Origin of the sequence: Streptomyces muensis (genome assembly GCF_021474425.1) — a bacterium.
In the GTDB taxonomy this organism is placed as follows: Bacteria; Actinomycetota; Actinomycetes; order Streptomycetales; family Streptomycetaceae; genus Streptomyces; species Streptomyces muensis.
Genome location: NZ_JAKEIP010000474.1, coordinates 1 through 3,303 on the forward strand (window position 1 = coordinate 1; position 3,303 = coordinate 3,303).

The window sequence follows — 3,303 nt, forward strand, 5'->3', positions numbered from 1 at the left end:
CCCCGGGCCGGGCCCCGCGTCCGCCCGCCCCACATGGGGCAACTGGGGGCTGAGGGGCCGGTGCCGGGGCACCCCCCGGGCGGGGGGGGGGGGGGTGGGTAAGGGCACAGGCGCCGCCTGCGTCGCGCTGACGGACCGGGCGTTCGGGCCGTGGGCGGTCGAGGTGTGGCCGCCGTTCACGGACGCGGTGCGCGCCCAGCTGTAGCCCCGCCCGTCCCCAGGGGCTCGCCCGCTCCCTCGGTGTCGATGTGCGGCAGGATCCGGTCCAGCCACCGGGGTGTCCACCAGGCGTGCCTGCCCAGCAGCGTCATCACGGCGGGCACCATCAGCAGCCGGACCACCGTGGCGTCGATGAGCACACTGACCGCGAGCCCCAGGCCCAGCATCTTGACCACGATGTTGTCGCTGATGATGAAGGCCGCGAAGACGCTCACCATGATCAGCGCCGCGCAGGTGATCACCCGCGCGGTGATCTCCAGGGCGTGGGCGACCGAGTCCTTGGCGTCCCCGGTGCGCAGCCACGCCTCGTGCACCCGGGACAGCAGGAAGATCTCGTAGTCCATGCTGAGCCCGAAGATGATGGCGAACATCATCATCGGCACATAGCTCTCGATGGGCACCTTGCCGTGCACCCCCAGCGCGGGCCCGCCCCAGCCCCACTGGAAGACGGCGACGACGACACCGTACGAGGCCGCGATGGACAGGACGTTGAGCACGGCCGCCTTCAGGGCGACCAGCAGGCCGCGGAAGACCGCGAGGACGATCAGGAAGGCGAGGCCGACCACGACGGCGATGATCACCGGAAGCCGTTGCGCGACGATGTCGCGGAAGTCGACCTGGGCGGCCGTGGTCCCGGTGACATAGCCCTTGGCGTCGGTGCCGGAGGCCGCGTCCGGGAGCGTGTGGTCGTAGAGCCGATTCGTCAGGTCGGTGGTGTCCTTGTTCTGCGGCGACACCGACGAGTAGACCGTGCCGACCAGCACGTCACCGTCCTGCGTCGGCGTGAGCGGGCTGACGAAGGACGTACCGGACTCGTCGTTCAGGGCCTGCTGGGTCTTCGAGGCCAGGTCGGAGCGTTGCGAATCCGGTACGTCCGTCTGGTCCACGACAATCGTCAGCGGCCCGTTGGAGCCCGCGCCGAACGCGTCCGTCATCAGGTCGAAGGCGCGCCGGTCGGTGAAGGACGTGGGGTCGGCGCCGTCGCCGATGTGACCGAGCTGGATCGAGAAGACCGGGACGGCCAGCACGGCGACGGTGACGATGCCGGCGGACAGATACCGCAGCGGATGGCGTTCCACGCGCTTGGCATACCGGTGCCAGGTGCCCTGCGAGGTGTCGCCGGCCGCGCCCGCGGCCTCGGTCTCGGCGATGGGCTTACGCACATGCCAGCGGTCGACGTTGCGGCCGATCAGCCCCAGCAGGGCCGGGACCAGGGTCAGCGCGCCCAGGACGGCCGAGACGACCGTGACGGCCGCGGCGACGCCGAGTTTGCCGATGAAGCTGACGCCGGACACCCACAGGCCCATCAGGGCCACGATCACGGTGGTCCCGGAGACCAGTACCGCCCGTCCGCTGGTGGCCGCGGCGTGACCGGCGGCGCGCACCGGGTCGGCGCCGTCCATGAGGTTCTGCCGGTGCCGGGTGAGCAGGAAGAGGGCGTAGTCGATGCCGACGCCGAGGCCGATCATCGTGGCCAGGGTGGGCGAGACCGTGGCGAAGGTGAACGCGATGGCGAGCAGCCCGAGGCAGGCCAGCCCGCCGACCACCCCGATCAGCGCCGTGACCAGCGGCAGTCCGGCCGCGATCACACTGCCGAAGCCGATCAGCAGCACGACGATCGCCACGCCGAACCCGATCGCCTCACTGATCCGGTCGTTGCCGGCGGGCCGCTCCAGCTCGCCCAGCGATCCGCCGTACTCGACGTCGACTCCGGCCTGTCTGAGCGGCTGGACGGCGCTGTCCACGCCGTTCAGGTAACTGTCACCCAGCAGAGAGGGCTGCTCGTCGAAGCGGACGGTGATGTAGCCGGTCCTCCCGTCCGAGGACAGCGGCCCGACCTTCGAGGAGGTGGCCTCCAGCGGGTTCTGCACGCTCAGCACGTGCGGCAGCTTCTGGAGGTCGGCGACGGCGGTGGACATCTGCGAACCGACCGAGGTCAGGGACTTGTCCGCGTCGTGCAGGACGATCTGGCTGCTGTAGCCGCCGGCCGCCGGATCGTGCTCCTTCAGGACGTCCAGGCCCTTCTCCGACTGCACGTCGGACAGGGCGAAGTTGTCGGAGTACTCCCCGCCGTGGAGGTGATTGAGGGTCTGGAGGACGCCGAGCGCCACGACCCAGGCGACGATCACGATCACGAAGTGGTGGGCACACCACTCACCGAGTCGTCGAAGTCCTCCCTTTTCCGGAGCGTCGCCGCCCCGCACCGCTTCGGTCCTGCGTCGTGCCATGGGCTCGGCTCTTCTCTGCCGGGCTGGATCCAGACCTCCATTTGACGATGCATCGACCACTTGGGCATCTCGAGCCCCACCGCTACCGGGGTACCGGGGCTACCGGGGGCTACCCGTGTTACCCGGCCATCTCCCACATCAGCAGCTCCGCCGCCGGGCTCATCCCCACGGCCTCCACGTCCTTGGCGTCCGTGATGCGCGCCGCGTCGCCCGCGGCCAGTTCCTCGCCGTCCAGGCGCACCGTGCCGCGCACGATGTGCACGTACACGTACGCTCCGTCCGGTACGGCGGTTCGCTCGCCCGCGCCCAGGCGGCGTACGTGGAGCATCGCGCCGGCCTCCGGTACGGCGTACGGTGTCGAGTCCGCGATGCCGTGGACGATCTCGTACGCCGGGTCGCCGCCCGGTGTGAGCGGGGCCAGCCAGGTCTGGATGAAGGTGAGGGGCGTGTCGGCGTCGTTGCGCTCCACGTGGCGTACGCCGCCGGCCGAGCTGAGGCGCTGTACGTCGCCGGGGCCGACGCGGGTCTCGTGTCCCGTCGAGTCCCGGTGGGTGAGTTCGCCCTCGACCACCCAGGTCACGATCTCGGTGTGGCTGTGGGGGTGCTCGTCGAAGCCGGCGCCGGGGGTGAGGTGTTCCTCGTTGCAGGCGATCATCGCGCCGAAGCGGAGGTTTTCGGGGTCGTAGTGGGGTCCGAAGGAGAAGGCGTGGCGGGACGAGATGCCCGCTGCCGGGTTCCCTCCGGGGTAGCGGTCCGTGGCGCGGTGTACGTCCATCACGGCCCCACGGTATCCCTGCCGGGTCGTGGGGGGCCGGACCTCGCCCCCGCCGCCCCTACCCGTCCCATCCCCAGGGGC

2 protein-coding genes and 1 pseudogene are annotated in these 3,303 nt (G+C 70.7%); 1 reads left to right on the plus strand and 2 read right to left on the minus strand.

All coding sequences use genetic code 11. The features are described from left to right. Positions 1 to 205: pseudogene (locus tag L0P92_RS45840) on the plus strand (serine hydrolase); the annotation flags it as partial. On the opposite strand, the gene L0P92_RS43245 reads toward L0P92_RS45840, so the two are convergent. Both L0P92_RS43245 and L0P92_RS43250 read right to left on the minus strand, forming a co-directional pair. Continuing rightward, a complete protein-coding gene (locus tag L0P92_RS43245; RefSeq protein ID WP_234768618.1) occupies positions 177 to 2,447 on the minus strand; it encodes an MMPL family transporter in 2,271 nt (756 codons plus the stop codon). The pseudogene L0P92_RS45840 and the gene L0P92_RS43245 overlap by 29 nt on opposite strands. A 118-nt stretch (positions 2,448 to 2,565) precedes the next feature. After that, positions 2,566 to 3,222 (minus strand): pirin family protein, encoded by a 657-nt coding sequence (locus tag L0P92_RS43250; protein WP_234768619.1) that lies wholly within the window; start codon positions 3,220 to 3,222, stop codon positions 2,566 to 2,568. Positions 3,223 to 3,303: the final 81 nt, after the last annotated feature.

Coding starts and splice junctions, on each gene's coding strand:
- L0P92_RS43245 (WP_234768618.1), bottom strand. CDS start 2,447: ATGGCACGACGCAGGACCGAAGCGGTGCGGGGCGGCGACGCTCCGGAA.
- L0P92_RS43250 (WP_234768619.1), bottom strand. CDS start 3,222: ATGGACGTACACCGCGCCACGGACCGCTACCCCGGAGGGAACCCGGCA.